Source organism: Brachybacterium sp. SYSU DS0246 (assembly GCF_059391765.1).
On the sequence record NZ_JBZXYT010000038.1, the window covers coordinates 12,375 to 34,623 of the forward strand.

At 72.4% G+C, this 22,249-nt stretch carries 22 protein-coding genes; 13 read left to right on the forward strand and 9 right to left on the reverse strand.

All coding sequences use genetic code 11. The features are described 5' to 3' along the window. The first annotated feature begins 24 nt into the window (after nucleotides 1-24). Nucleotides 25-342 (forward strand): hypothetical protein, encoded by a 318-nt coding sequence (locus AC5020_RS15250; RefSeq protein WP_464988893.1) that lies wholly within the window; start codon nucleotides 25-27, stop codon nucleotides 340-342. Here the strand turns inward: AC5020_RS15250 and AC5020_RS15255 are convergent. Then, on the reverse strand, nucleotides 322-1,638 hold the full coding sequence (locus AC5020_RS15255) for a molybdopterin molybdotransferase MoeA (RefSeq protein ID WP_464988894.1): 1,317 nt from the start codon (nucleotides 1,636-1,638) through the stop codon (nucleotides 322-324). The genes AC5020_RS15250 and AC5020_RS15255 overlap by 21 nt on opposite strands. A 226-nt stretch (nucleotides 1,639-1,864) precedes the next feature. Between AC5020_RS15255 and AC5020_RS15260 the strand changes: the two genes are divergently transcribed. The 8 genes from AC5020_RS15260 (at nucleotide 1,865) to msrA (ending at nucleotide 9,119) form a co-directional block, all read left to right on the forward strand. Beyond that, nucleotides 1,865-2,851 carry an NADP-dependent oxidoreductase gene (locus AC5020_RS15260; protein WP_377016253.1) on the forward strand — a complete coding sequence of 329 codons (987 nt, stop codon included), beginning with the start codon at nucleotides 1,865-1,867 and terminating at the stop codon, nucleotides 2,849-2,851. A 91-nt stretch (nucleotides 2,852-2,942) separates the two neighbouring features. After that, entirely contained in the window at nucleotides 2,943-4,223 is a 1,281-nt protein-coding gene (locus tag AC5020_RS15265; RefSeq protein ID WP_464988895.1) for a THUMP-like domain-containing protein, read from the forward strand. Next, nucleotides 4,220-4,912, forward strand: coding sequence for a DUF4129 domain-containing protein (locus tag AC5020_RS15270; RefSeq protein WP_464988896.1), 693 nt, complete (start codon nucleotides 4,220-4,222; stop codon nucleotides 4,910-4,912). The genes AC5020_RS15265 and AC5020_RS15270 overlap by 4 nt, the downstream gene beginning before the upstream one ends. Beyond that, nucleotides 4,909-5,424, forward strand: coding sequence for a hypothetical protein (locus AC5020_RS15275; protein ID WP_464988897.1), 516 nt, complete (start codon nucleotides 4,909-4,911; stop codon nucleotides 5,422-5,424). Before AC5020_RS15270 ends, AC5020_RS15275 begins: the two co-directional genes overlap by 4 nt. Continuing rightward, on the forward strand, nucleotides 5,421-6,410 hold the full coding sequence (locus AC5020_RS15280) for an AAA family ATPase (RefSeq protein WP_464988898.1): 990 nt from the start codon (nucleotides 5,421-5,423) through the stop codon (nucleotides 6,408-6,410). The genes AC5020_RS15275 and AC5020_RS15280 overlap by 4 nt, the downstream gene beginning before the upstream one ends. Then, a complete protein-coding gene (locus tag AC5020_RS15285) occupies nucleotides 6,407-7,795 on the forward strand; it encodes a DUF58 domain-containing protein (RefSeq protein ID WP_464988899.1) in 1,389 nt (462 codons plus the stop codon). Before AC5020_RS15280 ends, AC5020_RS15285 begins: the two co-directional genes overlap by 4 nt. After that, the gene (locus tag AC5020_RS15290) at nucleotides 7,792-8,343 is read left to right on the forward strand and encodes a hypothetical protein (protein ID WP_464988900.1); all 552 of its coding nucleotides are present in this window, start codon (nucleotides 7,792-7,794) and stop codon (nucleotides 8,341-8,343) included. The genes AC5020_RS15285 and AC5020_RS15290 overlap by 4 nt, the downstream gene beginning before the upstream one ends. A gap of 80 nt (nucleotides 8,344-8,423) precedes the next feature. After that, nucleotides 8,424-9,119 carry a peptide-methionine (S)-S-oxide reductase MsrA gene (msrA, locus tag AC5020_RS15295; RefSeq protein WP_377803440.1) on the forward strand — a complete coding sequence of 232 codons (696 nt, stop codon included), beginning with the start codon at nucleotides 8,424-8,426 and terminating at the stop codon, nucleotides 9,117-9,119. Nucleotides 9,120-9,143: 24 nt separating this feature from the next. Here the strand turns inward: msrA and AC5020_RS15300 are convergent, their stop codons facing one another. Then, complete coding sequence (locus AC5020_RS15300) at nucleotides 9,144-9,971, reverse strand: hypothetical protein (protein ID WP_464988901.1); 828 nt, start codon at nucleotides 9,969-9,971, stop codon at nucleotides 9,144-9,146. 122 nt (nucleotides 9,972-10,093) lie between these two features. Here AC5020_RS15300 and AC5020_RS15305 point away from each other — a divergent pair, with 122 nt between their 5' ends. After that, nucleotides 10,094-11,527, forward strand: a complete 1,434-nt coding sequence (locus AC5020_RS15305; RefSeq protein WP_464988902.1) for a DUF2079 domain-containing protein — start codon at nucleotides 10,094-10,096, stop codon at nucleotides 11,525-11,527. A gap of 44 nt (nucleotides 11,528-11,571) precedes the next feature. Here the strand turns inward: AC5020_RS15305 and AC5020_RS15310 are convergent, their stop codons facing one another. The 5 genes from AC5020_RS15310 to AC5020_RS15330 form a co-directional block, all read right to left on the reverse strand. Continuing rightward, nucleotides 11,572-12,402 carry a hypothetical protein gene (locus tag AC5020_RS15310; protein WP_464988903.1) on the reverse strand — a complete coding sequence of 277 codons (831 nt, stop codon included), beginning with the start codon at nucleotides 12,400-12,402 and terminating at the stop codon, nucleotides 11,572-11,574. Nucleotides 12,403-12,563: 161 nt separating this feature from the next. Then, on the reverse strand, nucleotides 12,564-13,970 hold the full coding sequence (locus tag AC5020_RS15315) for an alpha/beta fold hydrolase (RefSeq protein ID WP_464988904.1): 1,407 nt from the start codon (nucleotides 13,968-13,970) through the stop codon (nucleotides 12,564-12,566). Nucleotides 13,971-13,981: 11 nt separating this feature from the next. After that, nucleotides 13,982-14,707 carry a DinB family protein gene (locus AC5020_RS15320; RefSeq protein WP_464988905.1) on the reverse strand — a complete coding sequence of 242 codons (726 nt, stop codon included), beginning with the start codon at nucleotides 14,705-14,707 and terminating at the stop codon, nucleotides 13,982-13,984. Next, on the reverse strand, nucleotides 14,704-16,893 hold the full coding sequence (locus tag AC5020_RS15325) for a prolyl oligopeptidase family serine peptidase (protein ID WP_464988906.1): 2,190 nt from the start codon (nucleotides 16,891-16,893) through the stop codon (nucleotides 14,704-14,706). The genes AC5020_RS15320 and AC5020_RS15325 overlap by 4 nt, the downstream gene beginning before the upstream one ends. Further along, a complete protein-coding gene (locus tag AC5020_RS15330; RefSeq protein ID WP_464988907.1) occupies nucleotides 16,890-17,474 on the reverse strand; it encodes a hypothetical protein in 585 nt (194 codons plus the stop codon). Before AC5020_RS15330 ends, AC5020_RS15325 begins: the two co-directional genes overlap by 4 nt. Nucleotides 17,475-17,571: 97 nt before the next feature. Between AC5020_RS15330 and AC5020_RS15335 the strand changes: the two genes are divergently transcribed. Next, on the forward strand, nucleotides 17,572-18,783 hold the full coding sequence (locus tag AC5020_RS15335; protein WP_464988908.1) for a glycoside hydrolase family 3 N-terminal domain-containing protein: 1,212 nt from the start codon (nucleotides 17,572-17,574) through the stop codon (nucleotides 18,781-18,783). Between the two features lie 36 nt (nucleotides 18,784-18,819). Here AC5020_RS15335 and thiD read toward each other — a convergent pair whose 3' ends face one another. Continuing rightward, nucleotides 18,820-19,698, reverse strand: a complete 879-nt coding sequence (gene thiD, locus AC5020_RS15340; RefSeq protein ID WP_464988909.1) for a bifunctional hydroxymethylpyrimidine kinase/phosphomethylpyrimidine kinase — start codon at nucleotides 19,696-19,698, stop codon at nucleotides 18,820-18,822. A 185-nt stretch (nucleotides 19,699-19,883) separates the two neighbouring features. Here thiD and AC5020_RS15345 point away from each other — a divergent pair, with 185 nt between their 5' ends. Continuing rightward, nucleotides 19,884-20,819 (forward strand): hypothetical protein, encoded by a 936-nt coding sequence (locus tag AC5020_RS15345; protein WP_377016219.1) that lies wholly within the window; start codon nucleotides 19,884-19,886, stop codon nucleotides 20,817-20,819. A 36-nt stretch (nucleotides 20,820-20,855) separates the two neighbouring features. Continuing rightward, complete coding sequence (locus AC5020_RS15350; RefSeq protein WP_464988910.1) at nucleotides 20,856-21,656, forward strand: hypothetical protein; 801 nt, start codon at nucleotides 20,856-20,858, stop codon at nucleotides 21,654-21,656. 9 nt (nucleotides 21,657-21,665) lie between these two features. Here AC5020_RS15350 and AC5020_RS15355 read toward each other — a convergent pair. Beyond that, nucleotides 21,666-22,249, reverse strand: a 584-nt coding sequence (locus AC5020_RS15355) for a phospholipase D-like domain-containing protein (protein WP_464988911.1), incomplete at its 5' end; no start/stop codon positions are given.

Genomic DNA, 22,249 nt, shown 5'->3' on the forward strand with positions numbered 1-22,249 from the left:
TTGACAGCCGGTTATGCTCGAATCGTGACCTTCCTGCACCTCCTCACCCTGGCACTGGGCGTCCTCGCCGCCGTCGCGGGGGCCGACCTCCTCGGCAGGAAGAGCATCGGCCCGTGGCCTATCGGGCTGCTCGCCCTCGCCCTCGTCCCGGTGGCCGGATGGCTCTACAGCGCATGGCTGGCCGCCCTGACACTCGGACTGGCGCTCGGCGCCGGCGTGGTCATGATCGCCTCCTGGACACGGACTTTCGTCGATCGCCGTCGATCGCGCCGCGAGATGTCCCGGCAACAGGCTGACGCCCGCGACCGCCAGCTCGAGGTGTCAAGCGAACGCGGCCGGTGAGCCGGCCGCGAGGCGCATGACACGAACGTGGTCGCATTCCGGCAGCTCAGCTCCGGTGGCGAGCTCCAGCAGCACCAGAGCGTCGGCACGCGCGAAGGGCAGCAGTCGACGCCCCGGTAAGAGTTCGACCCAGGCCTCACCGTCCTTCTGGCTCAGGCGTCCCGGCAATGCATGCAACGTCCTGGCTGTCGGCTCGGCCCGCGCCACGCGGTTCGACCCCTTCCCTGACGTGCGTGGCCGGGCTCCCTCCGCTGCGGCGGCGAGACGGGCTCGGGCGATGCCGGCCTCCCCGGCCAGCACAGGCCGCGCGAACAGGTGGAATCCGACGAGGGCTCCGACCGGGGTGCCGGGCAGGTGGATCACAGGCACGCCTCCAGGACCGGTGCCGAACCCCTGCGGTCCGCCGGGGCGCAGGGCTAGGTGGGCGAAGTGTGAGGTGCCGCGACCATCCGGTCCCAGCGTCGCCTTGACCACGTCATAGGCGCCGTAGCCGATGCCACCTGTCGTGATCACCAGGTCCGAATCCTCCGCGGCCTGCTCCAGCGCGCGCTGGAACTGCGCTGGAGCGTCACCGCTGCGGAGTGTGCGCGCTGTGTGGCCGAGCTCAGCGACCGCGGCGGCGAGCATCAGACCGTTGGAGTCGCGGATCCCACCGGGTTCCGGCACGCCGTGCCGGCCGTCGACGACCTCGTCGCCGGTGACCAGCACGCCCACCCGCAACCGCGGCTGCACCGTCAGGGTCGCGAGGCCCAGAGTCGCGGCGAGACCGACGAGACCGGGGCCGACGACGTCGCCGGCTTCGGCCAGCACGCAATCGCGGGCGACCTCCTCGCCCGGGCCGCGCACATGGCGACCCGGTCGCATATCGTCCGGCGGAGCAATGCGAACGGTGGTCGGAGCCTGGCCGGCGGGTTCCGCGTCGGTCCGTTCGATCTCGACGACGGAATCGGCTCCCGCCGGGATGGGCGCGCCGGTCATGATCCGGGCGGCGGTACCGGTCGGCACGTGGGGCTCCGCCGCCCCCGGCCGCGTCGCGGTGGCCGGCAGATCGGCGATCACGGGCAGCTGGACGGCATCTCCGTCGGCCAGATCGCTCGCGTGCACGGCGAAACCGTCCATCGCCGATTCGGCGACCGCCGGGAGATCCTCCGGCGCCCGGACCGGTTCCGCGAGTCGGCGCCCGCTGGATTCGGCAAGCGGGATCGGCTCACCGGTGCGCACCGGCCGCAGGCGCCCGGCCGCTGCTTCGATCAGCGAGGCGCGCCACCGCCACGGGTCGATGCGGTCAGCGGACATGGTTCTCCTCGGGGTGCTCCGTCTCGTGCTCGGGGTCCCCGCTCGGGTGGGACGTGTCCGGGCCGGGACACGCAGTCAGGCCGAGATCGGATCGGGGCCGGCATCGCGGCCTGCTGGCAGTGCTCGCCCGCGATCATCCCACGGTCCCCGGACTCGGGCCCCGAGGCCGTCCACAGCCCGGCGCCGCATCCTGCCACCGGCCCGCCCGTGGGTGCATGATGGATCCATGCGCGAGATCCGATTCGACCGCTTCGGCGGCCCCGAGGTCCTGACCCTGCACACGGACGCCCCGAGCCCCCAGCCCGGGCCCGACGAGGTGCTCGTGCGCGTGGCCTACGTGGGGCTGAATCCGCTGGACTACAAGCTGCGCGACGGCTCCTCGGGCAAGGCGAAGGAGCTGGAGCTGCCGGCGGGCACCGGTCGCGAGATGGCCGGCACGGTGATGCTCGCGGGTTCGGGCCTCGATGATGCCGAACTCGGGTCCCGCGGCCTCTCCCCCGGCACCCGCGTGTTCGGGATGCGCGCACCCGGCGACCTCCGGGGAGTGGCCGCCGAGGTCATCGCGATCGGCGCCGACGAGCTCGCCCCCATCCCGGACGAGGTCCCCGACGAGGACCTGCCCCGCTGGGCCGGCCTCGCTCTGGCCGGCCTGACGGCCATCGCCACCGTCCACGACACCGCGCAGATCCAGCCGGGCCAGACGGTGCTCGTCCACGGTGGCAGCGGCGGCGTCGGCCAGCTGCTGATCCCGATGGTGCTGGAGGCCGGCGCCGAGCGGGTCTGGGCCACCGGACGGGCGGCGAACGCCGAGCGGATCCGCGAGCTGGGCGCGACGCCCATCGCCTACGACGCCGAGGACTGGGAGGCCCAGATCCGTCAGGAGACCGGCGGCCGCGGGGTCGACGTCGTCCTCGATACGCACTACCACTCGACGTTCGAGCCCAGCCTGGACCACCTGGCCGAGGGCGGGCTCGCGGTCGCTCTGCCCACCCTGGCCGACCTCACCCCCGCGCACGAGAAGGGTGTGGAAGCACGGGTGCCGCAGATCAAGACCGGCCGCGACCGGCTGGACCGCCTGGTCCAGGGCATCCGCGCCGGCAACTATCCGCTCGAGGTCTCCCAGGTGCTGCCGCTGAGTGAGATCGCCGAGGCCCATCGCCTCCTCGAGGACGGCCACACCCGCGGCAAGCTCGTGCTCGACACGTCGGCCTGAGGCTGTTCCGCGGGGTGCCCGGCAGGGCGAGGGATCCTCGACCGCCGAACCGGTGACCCGGGACACATGCCCACCAGGTAGCCTGGTCGGCATGGTTCCGCCCTCCCCCGACGACGCTGACGCCGCGGTCCAGGCGCTCGAGCCTGTCCTCCAGCCCGCCGGATGGGCACTGCTGAACTCTCTGCCGCCGTACCGGGAGCAGGATGCCCTCCGCCAGGGCGCACGCCTTCGCGAGGCCGGGTACTCCGCTGAGCTCGTCTCGGCCGTGATGACCCAGGCACGGCTGCGCGCCAGGGCGGTCGACAAGTTCGGGGAGTTCGCCTCCTCGATGCTGTTCACCCCGCACGGCCTCGAACAGGCCACCCGACTGCCGGTCGCGGCCATGCACGCCGAGCGCTTCCAGCGCGCCGGGATCTCCTCCGTCGCCGATCTCGGCTGCGGCATCGGAGGCGACGCGATGGCCCTCGCCGGTCTCGGCCTCGAGGTCCGCGCCGTGGACCGCGACCCGCTCGCGGTCGCCGTGGCCACCATGAACCTGCGCCCCTTTCCCACCGCCACCGTGAACCTCGGCCGCGCCGAGGGCCACGACCCGACCGACACCGAGGCCATCTGGCTGGACCCGGGCCGCCGTGCCCCGGCCCGCGGAGGCACCCGCCGTCTGCACGATCCCGAGGAGTACGAGCCGCCGCTGTCGACGGTGATCGACCTCGCCCGCCGGCTCGGTCGCGGCGACGAGTTCGGACCCCTGGGGGCGAAGCTCGGCCCCGGCATCGATCGCGACGACCTGCCGGCCGAGACCGAGGTGCAGTGGCTCTCCTTCCACGGCCAGGTCCTCGAGGCCACCGCCTGGTTCGGTCCACTGGCGCGCCCCGGCGTCACCTCGTCGGCCGTGCTGATCGACCGGGACGGGGCGCACCGGCTCGATCACGGACCCGACGCCACCGCGGACCCGGGCTCCGGCCCGCTCGGCGATCATCTCTACGAGCCCGACGGCGCCGTCATCCGTGCCGGGCTCATCGGGCGTCTCGCGGCCGACCTGGACGCCCACACCGTGGATCCGACCATCGCCTACCTCACCGGTGACCGCCGGATCGACACCCCCTTCGCCCGCGGCTACTCGGTGCGGGACGTGATGCCGTTCGGCCTCAAACGCCTCATCTCCTACCTGCGCGAGCACCATCTCGGCGTCCTGGAGATCAAGAAGCGCGGCACTGCCGTGGAGCCCGACGAGCTGCGCCGCAAGCTGCGCCCCCGCCGCTTCGGCAACGAATCCGCGACCCTGATCCTCACCCGCATCGCCGGTGAGCAGGCCATCGTGATCGCCTCTCCGCACGGCTCGCCGTCCCCGCCGTCACCGGATCCGCTGCCGTGAGCCGACGGGTCGTGGCGCTCCTGCTGCTGGTCGCCGCGCTGGGCGGGGTGGGTCTGGCGACCCTCGGGGCTGCCGCGGACCGCGGCTCCGGCCCCACGTTCGTCGGTCGCACCCAGCCGGAGTTCGAGCCGCCCCTGCGCGAGAGGGAGCCCTCGCAGCCCGACCTGCCCAGCCTGAGCGAGCCGGCCGCGCCGCCGCAGTCCGACGGGAGCTCCACCGGGATCGAGATCACCCTCTGGGTGCTCGGCGCTCTCGTGGCCGCGCTGGCGGTGTGGCTGCTGCTGCGGATGCGGAAGCTGGCGCGTCCCACCCCGGCCGTCGCCGCCGACGCGGACGAGGACGAGCTGACCGCCGCGCAGGCGCAGGCCGCATTCGAGGATGCCCGAGCCCAGCTGTCCACGGTCGTCGACGCCCACGATGCCGTGATCGCCGCCTGGCTCGCGCTGGAACGGGCGATCGCCGAGGCGGGCGTGCGCCGCAGTCCCTCCCAGACCACGCTCGAGTTCGTCGTCGCAGTGCTGGGCACGCTGGAGCTGGACCGCTCATCCCTGGACCGCCTCTCCCAGCTGTACCGGCGGGCATTGTTCGACCCCACACCGCTGGCCGAGAGCGACCGCGACGAGGCCCTGACCCTCCTGGACCGCCTCACCGCCGATCTCGACGCGCCGACCGAGAGGCGATCGCCATGATCGCCGCGATCCGTCCGCTGCTGCCGCTGCTCTGGCGGGTCGCCGTCGCCCTCCTGGGGACGTTCGCGGCCCTCGGGCTCTGCGCCCTGGCCGGGCTCCTCATCCCCGTGCCGATCCCGATCGCCCTGGGCCTGGCCGCCGGGGTCCTGTGGTGGCTCCTCCACGTCGGGATCGCCCGCGCGGAGCCGCTGTACACCCCCGAGCTGGATCTCGAGACCGGCTACATCCTCCCCGACGCCCAGGACATGCGAGTGCGCCGCCTCGAGGACCTCATCCACGGCGCCCAGCCGAATCGCCGCATGACCTCCCGCGGCCTGGCCCGAGTGCTCGGGGACATCGCCGACGAGCGCGCCCGCGACCCGGATGCCCCACCGCTGAGCTCCGGCCTGCGCCGGCTGATCGCCGACGCCCGCCACCCCGACCCGCAGAGCCACCCCGTCGGCACCATCGACCGGCGCGCCCTGCACCGCTATCTCCGAGAGCTCGCCGACGGCGAGGAGAGGGACCGATGACCGACCCCACCCCCATGAACGCCTCCGAGGCCACAGCCGCCGCCCAGGCCGTGCTCGACGCCGTCGCCACCGCCGTGGTCGGCAAGCGCGAATCCCTCGAACTGGTGCTGACCGGCATCCTCGCCGGTGGCCACGTGCTGCTCGAGGACCTGCCCGGCCTCGGCAAGACCCTCGCGGCACGCTCCTTCGCCCAGGCGCTGGGGCTGCCCTTCACCCGCGCCCAGTTCACCCCCGACCTGCTGCCGGCCGACCTCACCGGCGCGGAGGTGTTCGACCAGCGCACCGGAGAGTTCGTGTTCCGCCCCGGACCGGTGTTCACCGGCCTGCTGCTGGCCGACGAGATCAACCGCACGCCCCCGAAGACGCAGTCGGCGCTGCTGGAGGCGATGCAGGAGCGCCAGGTCTCCGTCGAGGGCACCACCCGCCCCCTGCCGCAGCCCTTCCACGTGCTGGCCACCGCCAACCCGATCGAGCACGAGGGCACGTATCCGCTGCCGGAGGCGCAGCTGGACCGGTTCCTGCTGCGGCTGTCCTTCGGATATCCGACCGCCGAGCAGGAATGGGACGTCGTCTCCCGCCGGTTGGACCGGCGGCGGGAGGAGCAGACGGTGGCCGAGGTGCTCGACGGCGCCGGGCTGCTGGGCGTGCAGGCAGCGGTCGAGGACGTCCACGTCGAGGACTCGGTGGGCCACTACGCGGTCGAGCTGGTCGCCGCCACCCGCACCCATCAGCATGCCCTGGTCGGGGCCTCGCCGCGCGGCACGCTCGCCCTGATCACCTGCGCCCGCGCACTCGCGGTGATCCGCGGGCGGACCTTCGTGGTGCCCGAGGACATCAAGGCCCTCGCCCACCCCGCGCTGGATCACCGCGTGACGGTCAAGCCCGAGCTGTGGCTGCAGAACGCGACCGGTGCCGGCGTGGTCGAGGCCGTGCTCGGCCAGGTGCCGGTCCCGGCGGCCGTCGACCCCGTCGGCAGGCCGACGTGAGCGCCGGGACCGGCACGGGGCTCAGGGGTGTCCGGCGAGACCAGCCGGCGGAGAACCACGGACCCCGGCTCCCGCTGGTCCGCACCCGGCCGACGGCCGCCCTGGTGCGGGCCGCCGTGGTCGGCTGCACCGCGGTGGGCCTGGCGGTGCTGGTCGGCCGGCCGCTGCTGATCCTCGCCGGGCTGCCGCTGCTGGCGTGGGCGCTGGTGGCCCTCGCGCGGCGCATCGCCCGGGGCGAGGAGCACGGAGTCGCAGCCCCGGAGGCGTCGGCGAACCGTCGCTCGCTCGAGGAGGGCGGTACCGCCGCGGTGTCGCTGACGACCGCTCCCGGCGTGCTCACCGCGGCGACGGTCCCGATGCAGCCCCACGTCGTGTACGGACCACGGCACGGCTCCGTGACCGGCGACGGGTCCCTGCGCCTGCGGGTCAGCGCGCAGCGCTGGGGACGCGTCCGCGTGGGCCCGATACACGTGCTGGCCACCGATGCGTTCGGCGCCTTCCGCGCCCAGCAGCAGCTGCCGCCGCTGGAGGTGCAGGTGGTGCCGTCCTCGACGGTGCTCGACGCGCCGACGGAGGTCCCCACGCCCATCGGGATCAGCGGCATGCACCTCTCCCGCCGGCGCGGCGATGGCACCGCCCTCGCCGAGGTACGAGCGTTCCGGCCCGGGGACCGGCTGCACCGGATCAACTGGCGCGTCACCAGCCGCACCGGGCAGCTGCACACCAATGCCACGTTCACCGAGCAGGACACCGACGTCCTCATCGTCACCGACACCATCGCCGACATCCCGCCCGCCCCATGGGCCGGCGAGGAGGCGCCCACCAGCCTGGACATGACCGTGCGCGCCACCTCGGCGATCGCGCGCCACTACCTCACCACCGGGGACCGCGTCGCCGTGTTCGACATCGGCCATCTCATCGGGCCGGTCCGTGCCGGGACGGGGCCGCGCCAGCTGCGCGTGCTGACCGACGCCCTCTCGCGCGCCGGACGGGCCGACGGCCGCACCCGTCCCTCGCGCCGCCTGCACACAGTGCGCCCCGGAACGCTCACGGTCGTCTGCTCGCCGCTGCTGAGCCCCGATGCCGTGACGCAGATCGGCACGCTCGTCGCGCACGGGGCCGACGTGATCGTCGTGGACACCCTCCCGCCCAGCATCGGGGACGTCTCGGTGCTGCGGGGCAAGCCGATGCGCACGGACGGCAGGATCTCCGATCGCTTCTGGCCCGAGGCGTGGGCCCTGCGGCGGATGCTGCGACAGAAGACGGTGCGCGAGCTGCGCGAGGCCGGGGTCCCGGTGACGGCCTGGGAGGGCCCCTCCTCGCTCGCGCCGGTGCTGCTGTCGTTGTCCGCTGCGCGCTCGGCGCCACGGATGAGGAGGTCATGATGCGCCTGGGCAGAATGCTGGATCCGGTGGCCACCCTGCTGCTGGGGCTGTGGACCGTCAGCGGCAGCCAGTGGGCCCTCCGGGCAACCGGGCTGATCGCCATGGCGATCGCTGTGGTCCTCACGCTCCCGGGAGGGCTGTTCGTACATATCGGCACGGTGCTGGTCACGCTGGGCGTCGGCCTGTCGGTGCTGGTCCAGGTGGTCAATCCGGACAGTGACATCGGCCTGCTGGCGCCCCTGGTCATCATCCTCGCCCTCGTAGGGCAGGACGAGCTGACGCTGGTGCGCGCCGCCGGCGTGGGGGTCGCTCTGCTGGTGTCGCACTCGGCGTTCGCGCTGGCTGCCACGCTGCCCGCGCATGGCGTGTTCGAGCGCTCGGCCTGGTCTCTCGGCGGGCGCGGATTCGCGGCGGTCCTCGCTGTCAGCGTCGTGGGCGGAGTCGTGGTGCTGGCGCTCTCCGGGCTCCAGTTCGGTCCGTGGATGCTGGTCGCCGGCGTCCTGGCCGTGCTCGCCCTGCTGGCGACGGTGCTGCCCCGCACACGGTGATCCTTCCGCGCCCGGCCCTCCCCGTGAGAAGCGTCCCTGGCCTCTCCCGCGCGCGGCCGCGCAGAGCTACCGTGAACGGCATGTGGCAGATGATGGATCTCCTGTATGCGCACAAGAAGGACATGGTCGCGCCGGAGGATGCTCTCCCGGGTCGCGATGCGTATCCGTACCGGCTCGAGCGCGAGCATCTCGTGCTGGGCACCGACATGCTCGGCCCCGATGCCCCCGCGGACCCGCGCCCGTGGCCGGCGGGCAGCGAGGAGATCATCCTGGCCGGCGGCTGCTTCTGGGGCATCGAGCGCATCGCGTGGCAGATCCCGGGCGTGCACACCACCTCGGCGGGGTACGCCGGCGGCTACACGCCCCACCCCACCTACGAGGAGGTCTTCTCGGCTCGCACCGGTCACGCCGAGGCGGTCCGCGTCATCTACACCGGGGGCGACGAGACCCTGCGCGCCCTGCTGACGGAGTTCTGGCAGCAACACGACCCGACCACGGCGAACCGCCAGGGCAACGACGTCGGCACCGAGTACCGCAGCGCCGTGTACTGGACGTCCGAGGCCCAGGGCGAGCTCGTGCGCGACTCCGCGGAGCGCTACCAGGAGGCGCTCCACGGCGCCGGCCGCGGGAGCATCACCACTGAGCTGAAGCCGCTGGCGGAGGCCGGGGACGGCACGTACTACACGGCCGAGCCCGAGCATCAGCAGTTCCTCGCGAAGAATCCCGGTGCCTATTGCAATCACGGGTTCAACGGCGTCGCCTGCTCACTGGCGTGACCGGCGTGGCAGTCGCCGGCGAGGTCAGTCCGGCCGGTCGGATTCGACGCGCAGCGTGAGCTCGTCGGGGCTGGGCAGGACGAATCCGGGCGAGGCGAGGTGCTCGAGCGCCTGCTGAACGCGCCGCTCCCCGTCCGGCACGGTGACACTGAGCAGGCTCAGCATGCCGTCGCTGATCTGCAGCCGCACCAGGAAGCGGATGCCGGCACGCGTGAACTCCCCGGTCACCGGCCAGGTCTGATTCCGGGGCACGGCGAGCCGCTCGGGCTGCTCGACCACGATCTGCACGTCGCTGCTGAGATAGCCCGGATCGACACTCCGAGCGGTGGCGAGCTGGTCGCGCAGCGTCCGGGCACCGGGAAGCACCGGCCCGTCGTCGGGGGGCTCCAGCAGCGCCGCCGCGAGTGCCCTGGCCTCGCCGGGAAGATCGGCCAGTTCCGGCTCGTCGAAGATCTCGTCGATCGAGCCCCAGCGGTGGCTCTGGCCCTCCACGCTCGACATCCCGTACAGCGCCACCGTGGCGACCGCACCGAGCGCCGCCAGCAGCGGACGGGCCCGACGGACTCCCGCGCCCCGCAACCCCTCGATGATCGCCGCATCGACCCGTTCGAACGCGCCCATCATCCCCAGGGTGACGCCACCGGTGACGATGCCGTCCCGGACCGGGTCCAGCAGGGGCTGGTCCCGGCGGGCGGCATCGGCCACGATCATGCCGGTCGTCGCCGCGTACCCGAGGCGATAGGCCGCGTGGGACCACGGCCCCAGACGGCGATGCTCGATGAGGCCGAGAGCCCCGACGGCCCCGGCCGCAGCGGCGATGCGGAGCAGTCGGCCCCCGGAGAGCGTGGTCATGACCGAATACTAGAGTCTCCGTCCGAGCGAATCCTGCGCTCGACCTCCGCTCCGGGCGCGCGGGCGGCGACGTGGCAGCCAGGAATCCGCGGAGCGCGGACCGGCCGTATACCCTCGCCCCCGTGAACCTCGCCGCCCACGCCTCCCGGCCGGAGCGGGTCACGCCGCGCCCCGGTCGCGGTCACCAGCGGACGCGCCGCCTGGTCCCGCCGCTGCTGGCCGTGCTCGCGACGCTCGCCTACGGGCTGCTCGGTTCGCAGCAGTTCCACCATCTCGTCGCGCGCTCCTGGGATCTGGGAATCTTCACCCAGCTCGCCCGCGCGTACGGCGAGCTGCGCGCGCCCATCGTCCCCATCAAGGGCGACGACGTGAATCTCCTCGGCGATCACTTCCATCCGATCCTGGCCCTGCTGGCCCCGGTGTGGTGGGCGTGGCCCTCCGGGGAGGCGCTGCTGTGGGCCCAGGCCCTGCTGTTCGGCCTCTCCGCCATCCCTCTGACGCGCCTGGCCATCGATCGGCTCGGCGCGCCGCTCGGTGCGCTCACGGGCGCGGCGTACGTCTTCTCCTTCGGCCTGCAGTCGGCGGCCGCGGTGCAGTTCCACGAGATCGCCGTCGCGGTGCCGCTGCTCGCCCTGTCGCTGACCGCACTGCTGCGCGAACGGATGCTGGGTGCGATCCTCTGGGCCGCGCCGCTGGTCTTCGTCAAGGAGGATCTGGGGCTGACCGTCGCGCTGCTGGGCGGCATCATCGCCCTGCGTCACCGCGAGTACCGCACCGAAGGACTCGGCCTCGTCTGCTGGGGCGCCGGCTGGTTCATCATGGCGACGTTCGTGATCCTGCCGCTGCTGAACCCGGCAGGGCAGTACGACTACACCGATAACCTCGGCTCTCCGTTCGAGGTGTTCTGGCCGCCGATGAAATGGCTGACGGTGCTCATGCTGCTGCTGGCCGCGGGGCTGATCGGGGCTCGCTCCCCGCTGATCGCGCTGATGCTGCCGACTCTGGCGTGGCGGTTCACCGGGACGGTGGAGTTCTACTGGGATTGGTACTGGCACTACAACGCGATCCTGATGCCGATCGCGCTGGCAGCGATGCTGGATGCGCTCGGGGACAGGCGCACGGGACGGGCCACGGCCTGGCTGCGTGAGGATGCACCGATCCCCGTGCGCCGTCTCCGGATCACGGCGGTCGCCGCCTCAGCCGCGGTGACGCTGGTGCTGGCCGGGGCGATGCCGGTCCTGGACATCTTCCGGCCCCAGAAGTGGGAGCCCACCTGGCGCGCCGTACCGGCCGCCGAAGCGCTCGAGGCAGTGCCCGACGGCGCGGTGCTCGCGGTCGACATCACGCTGATGGCTCACGCGGTCCCGGATCATGACGTGCAGTGGACCCACGGGCCCAATCAGCGCGTTCCCGATTGCGTGCTGAGTGATCGGTACGCCTTCTCCTGGGACGGTCGCCCGCCCGAGGACGTCGCGCTGTGGGCGCAGCAGCGCTGGGGCACGGAGTACGAGACGACCTACGAGGACGGGGGTTTCACGGTCGTCTGCCGGCCGTAGGTCGGCGATCGGAGAGCCGGCAGGTGTGCCTCGCCGCCGGCGCCCTACGCGTCCGTGGTTCGCGAGGGCGAGGCCGACGTGGAGGTGGGGGTCGGCACCGGTGAGCCGGTTCCGCCCGGCCGGCCCTCCCCGTCCTGCGGCGGGGTAGATACCTCGTCCGACGGATCCTCGCCGTCCGGCGGAGAACTCTGGCCACCGCCCGGCTGGTCCCCTCCCTCGCCGGGCGGGTCCTCACCGTCACCCGGCAGATCCTCACCGTCGGTCGGCGGGTCCTGGCCCTCGCTCGGCGGGTCCTGTCCCTCCTCCGGATCCGGGCTCTCAGTCGGGGGCGGGTTCGGCGTGGGATCAGGGGCCGGCTCCGGGTGCGGAGCTGGCCTCGGCGCTCCACCACCGCCGCCGCTTCCGCTTCCACCACCGCTTCCGCTTCCACCGCCGTTTCCGCCGCCGCTTCCGCTTCCCGGAGTCTGCTCGCGGGACGATTCCGCCGGCTGGTCCGGTGTGGGCACGTCCTCCGCCTCGGTGGTCTCCTCGACGGTGGGCTCGGGGACCTCGGTCTGTTCAGCGGTCTCGGTCGGTTCGGGGGTCTCGCTCGGTTCCGCCGGCTCCGTCGTCGTCGCGGAGGGCTCCGGAGGCGCGGGCACGCTCGCGGGAACGGGCACGTCGCCTCCCCCGTCGGACGGCGCGGACTCGCTCTGGCGGGACTCGGTGACCTGCTCGGTATCGCCGGCGAGTGCGGCCAGCGGGCCGATTCCCACGATGCCGAAACCTGCCGCCGTGCCCACCGCGGCGACGCTCCCGGTGGCCATGAGGATGCTCGCCCACGGCCGGGTACGCAGCGGCACCTCGCTGCGGATGCCCCTGGCTCGCTTTCGCATGGATCCCCTCCCGATCACGACGGAGCTTTCCGGCCGTCGGATATTCGCCCGGCCCCCTGTTCTCCGTGAGGAAAGGATATGCCTGATGCCGCGCCGGAGAAACGGCGACTGCTGATCGCGAGGGTCACAATTCGGGGGAATGCGGTACGGAACGCCGGTGATCAGTCGATCTTCACGTGGCGCGTGCGGCGTGCGCGGGGATCGACGTGGGCCTGTTCCCGCTTTGCTCGGACGGACTCCACGCGCAGGCGCCACGGCGAGTACCTCTCGGCGGCCAGCGCGATCTGCAGGCCTCGGGAGAGCGCCTGGTCCGTCGGCGTGGCCGGCAGCGCCGCGAGCTCGTCCGCCCACTCCGGCAGCCGGTGCGCCGTGCCGCAGGCGCTCCAGCGAGCGGCGATCTGCGTGATCTGGCTGCGGGAATCGAGCATCGAGTTGCCGGCGCCGCGCACTTCCAGCAGTTCGGCACCGGGAATCCGCGCCGCCAGCTCCCGGGCGATGCGGGGCGGGGCCACCAGGTCCTGTGTTCCCGTGATCACGAGCGTGGGGGCCGTGATCGCGGGGGCCAGAGCATGCAGGTCCAGCACCTCGCCGTGGAACGGCGGCACGGCTCGGGCCTGCTCCCCGTCCACGATCAGCGCGTCCAGAGGACCTCCGTCGGCGTGGGATCCGCGGCCCAGCTCGGTGTGCGAGATCCGCGAGGTCAGATCGTGCTCCATCACGTAGGGCGTGGACTGCAACCATCCCTGATTGAGCACCTGGCGCACGCTGTTCCAGGTCAGCCGGCCACGCCCCACCGAGAGCAGGTCGACGAGCTCCCGCACCGCCGACGGCCCGCCGTGCTCGTGCACGGCGAGGACGACGGGACCGGCCCGGTGGATGTCGACGTTCTCGGCCTCGGCCAGTCGACGCAGGACCGCCGCCGTGCTCGACGTCGCCGGCTCGGTGCCGTTCCAGTACATGTCCCGCAGCGCGGCCTGGGCGACGGCTTCGTCCTCGGCGCTGGTCAGGGGCGAGTCCAGCACCAGCGAGTGCACCCGCTCGGGGTGGAGCACGGCCAGTGCCTGCGCCAGATAGGCGCCGTATCCGGTGCCGTAGACGGCGACCTGCTGCGCGCGGGCCCGGTCCAGCACCGCCAGCAGATCCCGGATCACCTCCCGCAGCGTCATGGCATGGGCCGGCAGGTCCTCCCCCGTCGCGTCCAGGCGGGAGAGCCCCACTCCCCGGTGCTCCATCATGAGCACGTCCAGCCCGTGGCCCGCAAGGTTGCGGCGCAGCGCGTCGTAGGGCAGCACGGAGGCGCGGGCGGGCCCGTCGGGGATGAGCAGCACGGGCACCTGCGGTTCGGCCACGCCGACTGAGGGATCCCAGTGCCCGGTCTCCGGCAGCCGCGACCGCACCGCCTGCCCGGTGCGCCCGCGCCGCAGCCGGCGCGGCGTGGTGCGGGCGAAGCGCAGCGGGAACAGGCGATCCTCATCCGCGGAGACCTCGCGGTAGACCGTCATCAGGTCGTTGCGGATCTGCAGCAGCTCGTCCTGCGCGGAGCGCTCGAAGAGGTCGGCCGTCTTCACGAAGGGCAGTTTCACTCGCCGGTACGGCCGTCCAGGAGTTCGGTCAGGATGTCGAGCTGGCCGGCATGGCGCGCGGTCTCCTCGACCATGTGGGCAAGCACCCAGCGGACCGTGCGGGCCTCCCGCGTCCCGCGCAGCTCCTCGTCCGGCTCGCGGCCGGCGAGCTGCGCGCGCGAGGCCTCCGTGGCGGCCGTGTACTCGGTCACCGCCTCCTCGAGCGAGGCGCCGTCCTCGAGGCTCCACTGGGACCCCGGTCCGGACTCGTCCCAGCGATAGCCCACCTCCTCGGCGGGGACGGCGCCGAGGACCTCGCGGAACCAGTAGCGCTCGGCGCCCGACAGGTGACGGAGCACTCCGGTCACCGTGGTCTGCGAGCCGACCAGACGGGCCGAGGCCTGCTCGTCGCTGAGGCCCGCGACCTTCCACACGATCGTCGCGCGCAGGAAGTCGAGGAACCCGGCGAGGGTCTCCATCTCTCCGGCGAGATCCGGCGGCTCCGGTCGCTCGCCCTCGGCGACCGCAGCGGGAGCCTCCTCGTCCGCGCTGAGGGCCTGCTCGGCGGCGAGCCGGTCGACCAGGACGTCGAGCTCGTCGGAGTCCGGCGGGGCGGGTGCGGAGCCGTCGGGGTCGTCCGTGACGGGCCCGACGGACGCGTCCGGAACCGAGGGCTCCGGCGCCATCGGGGCCGACGGGGTCCCGGCCGGCTCCACGGGCTCGCCGCGGTGGCTGGGGCTCATGATGCCGCCCCGTCGTCGGTGCCGATGGTCTTCCACAGGAACGTGTACAGCAGGGCATTCATGCGCGCGGCCTGCTCGTTGGTGGCGGCACCGCCGTGGCCTCCCTCGGTGTTCTCCCACGAGCGCACGTCGGCCCCGAGAGATTCCAGGGCGGCGGTGAACTTCCGGGCGTGCCCCGGATGGACCCGGTCATCGCGGGTGGAGGTGAGCAGGAACGTGGGCGGGTAGTCCGCCGCGCGCTCCTCGGCCAGCAGATGGTACGGGCTGAACGTGCGCAGGAACTCCCAGTCCTCGGTGTCCGGGTCGCCGTACTCGGCCATCCAGGAGTAACCGGCCAGCAGCTGGTTGTACCGCTTCATGTCCAGCAGCGGGACCTGGATGATCACGGCACCGAACAGGTCGGGGTACTGGACCAGCATGTTCCCGGTGAGCAGGCCGCCGTTGGAGCCGCCGCGCACGGCGAGGTGCTCACGATCGGTCACGCCGCGCTCGAGGAGGTCCCGGGCCACGGAGGCGAAGTCCTCGTAGGTGCGGTGACGGTTCTCGCGCAGAGCTGCCTGGTGCCAGGTGGGCCCGTACTCCCCGCCGCCGCGGATGTTGGCCAGCACATAGGTGCCGCCGCGTTCGAGCCACGCCTTGCCGATGGCTCCCAGGTAGGACGGCGTCAGGGAGATCTCGAACCCGCCGTAGCCGAACATCAGCGTCGGCGCCGGCTCGGCGGCCTCCGCACTCGCCGGTCGGGAGATCTCGAAGTACGGCACGCGGGTGCCGTCGTCGCTGGTGGCGAAGTGCTGGCTGACCTCGAGACCGTCGGCGTCGAAGCGGGCGGGGGTGGACTTGACCAGCTGGAGGTCACCGGGCTCACCGTCGGCGGGCACCTCGGAGAGGTCGCCGAGGCGCAGGGTGGTGGGTTCGATGAAGCCGGTGACGCTCACCCAGATCTCATCGTTCTCGTCGGGGTCGACGGCGGAGACCCCGAGGGAGCCGCTCAGCTCCGGGTAGAGGTCGCGGCGCACCCACTGGCCGTGCTCGTCGCGGGTGTGGACCTCGAGACGGTGGATGACATCCTCGAGGACCGAGAGCACCACCGTGCTGCGAGTGATGGTCATGTCCGCCAGCGACGTGGTCGCGGTGGGTTCGAAGAGCATGTGCAGCTCGGGCTCGCCGCGCTGGAAGCTCTCGAAGTCTCCGACGACGAGGGAGCCCGCGGGGTACGTGCCGCCCCCGATCTCCCAGTCGCTGCGGGGAGTGAAGATTCCCAGGTCCCGGTGCGCGCTGGCCTCCAGGTCCCGCGGCACCTCGATCGTCTCCAGGGTGGGCGGGGACTGACTGCGGTCGACGACATGGATGGTGTTGTCGTAGAAGGCGTGGGCCTCGATGATCCAGTCGCGCTCCCAGCCGGGCGTGGAGTCGTGGGCGGCGAAGATCGCCATGTCGTTCTCGGCGACCTCGTGGACGAGCTCGGCCTCGGCCAGGGGCGTGCCGCGCCGCCAGAGCCGAGCCTGGCGGGCGTATCCGGAGCTGGTCACGGTGCCCTCACCGAAGTCCGTGCAGACCCAGACGGTGTCCGCGTCGATCCAGCTGAGGCTCCCCTTGGCCTCGGGCCGGACGAAGCCGCCCTCGGATTCGGGGACGAAGCGCAGGGTCTCGAGGTCGAACTCGCGGGTGACGTCGGCGTCGGAACCGCCGTGGGAGAGGTCGATCAGCGCGTGACGATAGGGCTCGCCGTCGGCGGCGCCCGCGGGCCGCAGCAGGCTGGCGCCGTGCCACACCCAGTCCTCGCCCTCGGCCTCGTTCAGCGCATCGACGTCCAGCAGGATCTCCCACTCCGGCTCGTCGGTGCGGTAGGACTCCAGCGTGGTGCGCCGCCACAGCCCGCGTTCGTGCTCCGCGTCGGTCCAGAAGTTGTAGAGGTACCGCCCGCGCTTGACCACGCCGGGGATCTTGTCCTTCGCATCGAGGATCTCGCGGATCTCCTGGTGGAGGGTCTCCGCGAGCGGCGCGCCGCCGGGCTCGCGGGGATCGGGCACGGCCTCGAGCTCGGCCTCGGCGCGTGCATTGCGATCGCGGACCCAGGCCAGCGCCTCCTCGCCGGTGACATCTTCCAGCCACTGGTGCGGGTCCGAGCTGCCGTCGGCAGCGGGCAGCTGCGGGCTCGGGGCCGGCTGGGCGGCGGCGTCGGTCATCGGGTCTCCTTCTCGAAGGCGGCGAATTCGGTGAGGACGGACTTCCAGACGGCTTTCCAGGCGTCGCGTGCCTCGGCGGTCTCGAGGCGCTTGTGCTCCAGGCCCAGAGTGCAGCGGGGGTTCTCGGGCGCGCCGTCCTTGCGGGTGATGTTCACCGAGACCCGGGTGCCGTCCTGGACGGCGGCACGCCAGTAGCGCCACGTCGCGGTGTCGGTCAGCGTCGGCTCCTCGAGCCCGAGCTCCTCACGGCGCACCGGGGTCATGAAGTCGTCCCAGAGCTCGCGCACGGCGTCCGGGTCCCCGGTGACGGTGCGGGAGGCGGAGGCGGCGAAGTCCCCGTCGCAGCTCTGGCCGACGACGCGGCGGCCGATCAGCTGCTCATAGGCGATGGTCACGCCCTGTGCCCACCATTCGGTGATGTCCCAGCGCTGCGGCAGCAGGCGGGCGATGGCGGCATGATCGAGGTCGCGGCCTCCGGCGTCCTCGATGCGCTGGACCCACGTGGCCAGCGGTGTGCCGGTGCCGGACTCGACCGAGGCGGCCCGCGGGTGGTCCTGGGCGGAAGGTGTCGGCGCGCTCATGGGTTCCAGCCTACGGGGCACGCGGCGACGCAGGTCACTTCGCCGCGAAGGCCATGCCACATGGGCCCTGGTGCCTCCGCCGTGGAACACTTCTGGCATGCGTCGACGTCATCTCCTGGCTCTCGCCCCCACGGCGGCACTGGCCGCCTGCACGAACCGGTCGGACCCGATCTCGGCCGATCCCGAGGCCACCACGCCGAGCGACCCCGAAGGCACCCGGCCCGAGGAGTCCGCGGCGCCGACTCAGGAGCCCAGCACCGAACCGAGCACGCAGCCGCCGACGAGGGCGGAGGCGCTGCTCGAGGAGCTCGGCCCGCGCGAACTGGCCGGTCAGCTGGTCCTGGTCGGGATCCACGCCGGCCAGCAGATCCCGTCCGAAGTGCTCTCCGACCACCATGCCGGCGGGATCCTCCTGCTCCAGGTGTGGGAGGACGGCGACGCCGTCGACGAGATCGTGGCCGAGGCCCGGGACGGGTCCCGAGGCGACCTGGGACCTCTGATCGCGGTCGACCAGGAGGGCGGGCAGGTCAGGATGCTGCGCGGGGACGCCGCCCGTCGGACCCCGTCGGCCGAGGAGCTCGGGGAGCAGGGACCGGGCGCCGTGACGGAGGCGTACACGAGCATCGGCGAGGACCTCTCCGGCCATGGCATCGGGGTCGCGCTCGCGCCGGTGGCCGACGTGGTCGACCCCGACCTGGGAGATGCCAACGAGCCGGTCGGCGGCCTGGATCGCGGTTTCGGCACCGACCCGGAGCACGTCGCCCGATGCGTGGCCGCGGCGACCGAGGCGCTGGCGGACCGCGGGGTCACCGCGACGCTCAAGCACTTCCCGGGGCTGGGTCGGGTGGAGCAGAACACCGACTTCTCCGCCGAGGGCATCGTCGACGACGTCACCGGCGCCGACGATCCGTTCCTGGACTCCTTCGCCGCCGGGATCGAGGCCGGGGCGGGACTGGTGATGATGTCCTCTGCGATCTACCCGCGGCTGGAGCCCGACGTGCCGGCGATGTTCTCCCGCGCCGCCGTGCAGGATCTGCTGCGCGACCAGCTCGGCTTCGACGGCGTCGTGATCACCGACGACATCGGGGCCGCGGAGGCCGTCGCCGACGTTCCCGTGGCCCAGCGCGCCACGCGCCCGCTCGAGGCGGGCGGGGACGTGGTGCTGACGGCCGATGCGTCCCTGACCGGTGAGCTGGTCGACGCCATCGAGCAGTGGGCGGCCGAGAGCGAGGAGCACCGGGAGAGGTTGCAGGAGTCCGTCGGCCGCGTGCTCGCGCTCAAGGAGAGCATGGGCCTGCTCGAGGAGTGAGGCGCGGAGCGACTCGGGGAGAACGGGGCGGGCCGGTCAGCTCTTGTCGAGCGTGATGAGGTGGTTGAGCGGACCGTAGCCTCCGCGGGTGCGCCGCGAGACCTTCCACTCCTCGGCGTTCTCGATGGCGCTGGCGAGGAACTCGCGCGCCGAGGCGACGATCGTGGCCATGTCGTCGTCCGACCCCTTCTCCCCGATCTCCCCCAGCTCACCGGCCCGGTCGAACTCCTCGATGCGGGCGAGCTGCGCCGCGATCGCCGCCGACAGGGTGGAACCGGCCCCGCGCACCTTCCGCCCCGGGATCCGCTCGGCCCGCAGCAGGTCGGTGCCGCCGGGGTGGACCAGCACGTCGACCGCATCATCATCGACCAGTCGTCCACCGGTGATCAGGACGATCCGGGGGCCCAGCGCCTGCAGCGCCAGCGCCTGCCCGCGCATCTCGTCGATGGAGGTCGCGACCGGCCGGCCCAGCAGCTGAGCGGCCTCGGCCATGTTCGGGATCAGCACGTCCACCAGCGGGACCAGGGTCTCGCGCAGCGCGCGGGCACCCTCGGCGGAGATCAGGGCGGCGCCGTCGCTGCCGACCATCACCGGATCCAGGATGATCCGGCCCAGCCGGTCGCGGTGAGCGCGCACAGCGTCCGCGACGGCCTCGACCACGGCGGCGCTGCCCAGGGCGCCGATCTTGGTGGCGTCGATCCACAGGTCCTCGGCGACCGCGTCGATCTGGCTGCGGACGACGCCACCCGGAAGGTAGTGGATGCCGTGGAGCCCGTGGGTGTTCACGGCGCTGATCATGCTCACCGCGCTCGCACCGTAGGCACCCAGGGCGGTGAACGTCTTCAGGTCCGCCTGAATGCCCGACGCGCCGTCGGAGTCGGAACCGGCGATGGTCAGGACGAGGGGCGGGCGCATGCAGTCTCCATCTCTCGGGGGTCCCGGACCGGAGCGGGCGCCTCCGGTGGCCGTGTGGACGGAGAGTACCAACCGTCTCTGGAGTTCCTATCCTGGTGCGGCGCGCTGTGACCGTGCGTGCGAGAATCACCCGGGGACAGAGCCCCGAGCGGGCGTCAGGGGCCCCACAGGGCCGGGAGGTGGCAATGACTCAGGATCCCAGCGGGGAGGATCGGCAGCCCGCGTCATCCGGGCTGCCCGACTTCGCCGACCAGGACCCGAGCGCCCTGCCCGACTATCAGAGCTCTCAGGGCCCGGCCACCCTCGGTGAGCCCAGCGAGCGCGCGCGCAAGCGCACCCTGGCCGTGGTGCTGTCGGTGGTGGGATCCGGCGTGGTGCTGCTGGCCATCGTCGCGCTGGTGCTGTCCCAGACCGTGTTCCGCTCGGTCCTGGAGGAGGACGACGCCCCTACCGCGGACGGACCCGAGACGCGCAGCGCCGAAGGCCAGTCCGAGTACGTGCCCGACCCCGAGGACCCGGACATCGCCCCTCCCCCGCCGATCTTCACCCAGGAACCCACCACGGAGTGCTCGATCCCTGACAGCGGCGCCCAGGCGCCCTCGCCGGATCCCGGCACCGTCCGCGGGGGCGACCTCGAGTACACCGTGCCCGACGGGTGGGACTTCCCCTGGGGCAGCCAGCCGCTGCCCTACATGAGCGAGGTCGGGGCCAAGGCGCGAGAGGTCGAGCAGCCCTGGTACAGCGTGGTCAACGTCGGCCGCGTCACCTGGCCCGAGGAGGACGACGGCGGGTACCCCGGCCTGGAGGGCGCCGCCGTCGCGATCTTCCAGTGCTACGCCACCACCTCCGGCGTCGTGGAGTACTTCGGGGAGAACCCCGACATCACGGACTACCGCTCCGAGACCATGACCGTGGACGGCCAGCCCGCATGGATCGTGCAGGCCACGTACCACTTCGAGGATCCCGACGTGCTGGAGAGCTCGTCCGCCTCCGTGGTCACCTCGATCGTCGTGGAGGGCCCGAACGGTCCCAGCGCCCTGGCCAGTGACGTCGCCGCCGACCAGCCCGAACATGTCGAAGACCTCGAGAACATCATCGCCAGCCTCGACGTCGTCGAGTGACGCCGGCGTGCGAGCCCGGCCCAGAAGGAGCAGACAGTGTCTACCGGACCGCAGTACACCCCGACCCCGCAGACGCCCGGCCCGGGCGGCGGCCGCGGGACTGCCCTCCTGACCGGCGCCATCGCGTTCGCCGTGGTCTTCCTGCTGATCGTGGCCATCACCGTCGGGTACCTCGTGGTGCGCTCCTCCGGGGGGTCGGGCGGCGCATCGCCCACCTCGGTCTCGAACTCCTCGACCCCCGCGGATCCGGAGACGAGCGAGGAGACGGAGGAGCCGACGGCCGTCGAGGAGGAGCTGTGCTGGCAGCCGCCCTTCGAGCGGACGTCCTCGAACCCCTCCGGGAAGCTGCGCGGCGGCGGGCTGGAGTTCATCCCCCCGTCGACCTTCACCGGCCGGCAGGACAACCTCTTCCCCTACTTCCTCAATGACACCCAGGTCGCCACGGCCCCCGTGGAGGAGTCCTGGATCTCCACGCTCCATGTCGGGAAGGTCGAGTGGCAGCCGGGGGTCGACTACCCCGGCGACGAGGCCGCCTCCGAACGCATCGTCGACTGCATGTTCCGACTGACCGACTGGGGGGACGCGACGGGCCGCACCCTCGACGACGAGGTCACCGAGCCGGTCACCGTCGCCGGAATGCCCGGATACCGCACCACCGCGACCGTCAACTGGCAGAACGACCCGCTCGAGAAAACGGACGCCACCCGGATCACGGTCGTCGTGGTCGATACCGACGAGGGGCCGAGCGCCTTCATCTCGGAGATCGCCGTCGGCGTCACCGAGCACGAGGAGGGCGCCGAGGAGGCCTTCTCGTCCCTGACCGGACTGTCCGGCTGAGACCCGGCCTCAGACGACCGCCGAGGCCAGGCGGCAGAGGTTGTCCAGCAGCATCATGGGCATCGGCCGGCGGCGCCACTCCTCCAGGGTGAGCTCGCGGCTGCGGGAGCGGTAGACGTCCTCGACCTCGTGCATCTTCTCCATGAAGTCGGTGCCGCCGACCATGATCGTGCTCTCCATGTCGAGGATGAACGAGCGGATGTCCATGTTCGAGGACCCGATCACGGTCACCGAGTCGTCGATGGTCACGTGCTTGGCGTGCAGGATCGTCGGCGCCCGGTAGAGCTGGATCCGCACCCCGGCCTCCAGCAGCGCCGTGTAGTAGGAGCGCTGGGCATGGAAGACGAGGAACTGGTCCCCGATCTCGGAGACGAACAGTTCGATCTCCACTCCCCGGCGTGCGGCGGTGATCAGCGCCGAGAGCATCGACTCGTCGGGCACGAAGTAGGGGCTGACGGCGCTGATGCGATGGGTCGCCGAGTAGAACAGCTGGTTCAGCAGCAGCAGGTTGTTCTCGAGCACGAATCCCGGGCCGCTGGGCACCAGCTGGCACTCGCAGGTGCCCGAGGTGTCCTCCGGAGCCGCGACCAGGG